This window comes from Chitinivibrionia bacterium, assembly GCA_009779925.1.
Lineage (GTDB): Bacteria > Fibrobacterota > Chitinivibrionia > Chitinivibrionales > Chitinivibrionaceae > WRFX01.
On sequence record WRAZ01000088.1, the window covers coordinates 1 to 2,870 of the forward strand.

General features: G+C 43.2%; 5 protein-coding genes. All 5 read right to left on the reverse strand.

The annotated features are described in order from the left end of the window. A partial coding sequence (locus FWE23_11500) for an adenine methyltransferase (GenBank protein MCL2846051.1) occupies positions 1 to 200 on the reverse strand: 200 nt, incomplete at its 3' end. A 27-nt stretch (positions 201 to 227) separates the two neighbouring features. Continuing rightward, on the reverse strand, positions 228 to 776 hold the full coding sequence (gene rfbC / locus FWE23_11505; GenBank protein ID MCL2846052.1) for a dTDP-4-dehydrorhamnose 3,5-epimerase: 549 nt from the start codon (positions 774 to 776) through the stop codon (positions 228 to 230). 6 nt (positions 777 to 782) lie between these two features. After that, a complete protein-coding gene (gene rfbA, locus FWE23_11510; GenBank protein ID MCL2846053.1) occupies positions 783 to 1,652 on the reverse strand; it encodes a glucose-1-phosphate thymidylyltransferase RfbA in 870 nt (289 codons plus the stop codon). 103 nt (positions 1,653 to 1,755) lie between these two features. Continuing rightward, the gene (locus FWE23_11515; GenBank protein MCL2846054.1) at positions 1,756 to 2,628 is read right to left on the reverse strand and encodes a hypothetical protein; all 873 of its coding nucleotides are present in this window, start codon (positions 2,626 to 2,628) and stop codon (positions 1,756 to 1,758) included. Further along, positions 2,625 to 2,870 (reverse strand): hypothetical protein (locus FWE23_11520; GenBank protein MCL2846055.1); only part of this gene is annotated, 246 nt, incomplete at its 5' end. The genes FWE23_11515 and FWE23_11520, both read right to left, overlap by 4 nt.

Here is a 2,870-nt window from a genome sequence, read left to right on the forward strand (position 1 = left end):
CTGTGCTGTGCTGTGCTGTGCTGTGCTGTGCTGTGCTGTGCTGTGCTGTGCTGTGCTGTGCTGTGCTGTGCTGTGCTGTGCTGTGCTGCTAACGTACTATCAACAAAATTTCTCAAAAAAGAAAAAGCGCCAAAACTCCACGCAATAGTTGCTATTGCGTGGTCGAGTGTTTCTTGAAAAACTCTTAAGTTGATAAGCATTTACAACCTTTGCTTTTTATTTATTTGTTATAATTTCACTTCCTTAGACAAGGGAAGTTTTTCGTCTTTTTCTGAAATTATCGGCGAAATTCCGTCCATTTTCCAGTCTATGGCAATGTCAGGGTCGTCGTATTTAATTCCGCCGTCGCTTGCCGCGTTGTATTCGTTGGTGCATTTGTAGAAAAAGTGCGTGTTGTCTTCCAGTGTTAAAAAACCGTGTCCGAAGCCCGCGGGAATATAGAACAATTTTGCGTTTTCTTCGCTTAATTCCACGCCGAACCATTTGCCGAAAGTGGGCGAGTTTTTCCGCAAATCAACTGCAATATCCCAAACTTTTCCGCGTAAAACCCGCACAAGTTTTCCTTGTGCAAACGGGGCGCGCTGAAAATGAATACCGCGCAAAACGCCCTTTGCCGAGCAAGAGTGATTATCCTGTACAAAATTTTCTTTTATTCCAATAGCCTCAAAATCGCTTTTTTTGTATGTTTCCATAAAAAATCCGCGCTCATCGCCAAATTTTCTCGGCTCAATAATGAGCAAGTCCGCAATAGGTGTTTTTTCAACATTAAAAGGCATAAAATATTAGTCCCTTTCCGCTATTTTAAAGAGATATTCGCCGTAAGTCGATTTTTTCAAATCCTCGGCGAGTTTCATAAATTGTGCTTTGTCGATAAAGCCGCTTTTCCACGCGATTTCTTCTATGCACGCGATTTTTAAGCCCGTTCTGTCCTCAATGATTTTCACAAAACTTGCCGCTTCCAAAAGTGCGTCGTGCGTTCCAGTGTCGAGCCACGCAAAGCCGCGCCCCATAATTTCCACGTTAAGTTTGCCGCGTTTCAGATATTCGTCGTTCACCGCCGTAATTTCTATTTCGCCTCTTGCCGACGGTTTTACGTTTTTGGCGATTTCTACCACCGAATTATCGTAAAAATAAAGCCCCGTAACCGCATAATTCGACTTGGGTTTGGCGGGTTTTTCTTCTATGGATATTGCAGTGCCGTTTTTGTCGAATTCCACAACGCCGTATTCGGTGGGATTATCGACATAATATCCGAAAACCGATGCGCCGTCTTCTTGTTTCGCCGCTTTTCTGAGAAGTTTTACAAAATCGTGCCCATAAAAAAGGTTGTCGCCCAAAACAAGCGCAACGCTGTCGCCGCCGATAAATTTTTCGCCGAGAATAAAAGCGTCCGCAAGTCCGCGCGGATATTCCTGTATTTTGTATTGGATTTTAAGCCCCAAATGCGTGCCGTCGCCAAACAGTTTTTCAAATCTGGGCGTGTCGTTCGGCGTGGAAATTATCAGAATATCTCTTATCCCTGCAAGCATTAATGTTGAAAGCGGGTAATAAATCATCGGTTTGTCGTAAACCGGCAGTAGTTGTTTGCACACAGGCATTGTAGCAGGAAAAAGCCGCGTTCCGAATCCGCCTGCGAGAATAATTCCTTTCATAGTTCCTCCTAAGTTTTAAGAGACTAAAATACTATTTGCGCAAACAAAAAAGAGCGAGAAACTTACTCCCCGCTCCGAAAAATTGCCGAAAATCAAACAATTCTTAGTTTTTTAATTCCGCGCGTATTCTTTCTCTCAAAGATGAACGACGGTTTTGTCTGCTACTTTCTGTCCTTGCACTGCGAAGTTCGGCGGAAGAGTTGCCCCCCCACTCATCATCGTCCCATTCACTTAGTATCCATCTTAAATTATCGGGATTGCCGATTGATATGGTTTCGGTGCTGTTTCCGGTCATTATATTATTACCCATTGTCGCAGTTCCTTCAACGCTATAAAGTATAGTATTCCAACCTCTTCTGAGACTGATGTTAAAATTAGTGGTTCTCCAAGTGCCTCTGTATGTGATTCCGTCCCAAGTATTTTCCCAGTTGTTGGTTGTTCCTCTGCCGCTGATAGTAAAATTTTGCTCAACATATATAAACTCTACATAAAACCCTGTGTAGTTCACCCTGTTTCCTGATCTTGAAAATGTTTCAAGTTCCCTGTAAATGCCACCGCCGGGAACTTCAAGCCATAAAAACGCTACTCTTGCGTCGGGATTACTTATTATCAGATTGTTGTAGTCATACTCCCAGCCAAAATAATCACCGGCATATTCCAAATAAGGGCTTCTTGGTGTGTCTATTACGAAATTTAATTGCCCGCTGTTAATTGCCCCGTTTACGCCAATGTCGGAAAAAACCGTCCGATTTCCGTTGAAGCGAGTGTATCTTACATCGGTTGTCATATCATAAACATTGTCGTATGTCCAATCTGCCGTCCACACTTGTCCGCTGAGCCTCAAGTTCGCTTCTCCCGAAATCGTGCCACCACCACCTCCGCCACCACCTCCGCCGCCGCTACCTCCACTGCCACTGCAACCGATAAATACGAAACTCATTACCAAAACACCAAATAATTTAAGCAAGTTATTCATAAGATAAATCCTTTCTGCCGAACTTTTGCGGCAAAGTTAAAATAGAATAAAAAAATATTAAAAAACCAATTTTTGCATTGAAAACAGAACCGCAAGAACTTGCCCTGCAGTTTGCGTAAGTGCCTGAAATACAACGACTTATGCGGGGGGGGGGGGGGAAATTTTTCTTGATTTTTTTTCCCCCCTTTTTCCAATTTTTCTTTCCCTTTAACCACCACCACACTCACCCCCAAAAAAATCCC

Excerpts from the sequence above, each read along its gene's own strand:
- FWE23_11515 (MCL2846054.1), bottom strand. The coding sequence starts at position 2,628 with ATGAATAACTTGCTTAAATTATTTGGTGTTTTGGTAATGAGTTTCGTA.
- rfbC (MCL2846052.1), bottom strand. The coding sequence starts at position 776 with ATGCCTTTTAATGTTGAAAAAACACCTATTGCGGACTTGCTCATTATT.
- rfbA (MCL2846053.1), bottom strand. The coding sequence starts at position 1,652 with ATGAAAGGAATTATTCTCGCAGGCGGATTCGGAACGCGGCTTTTTCCT.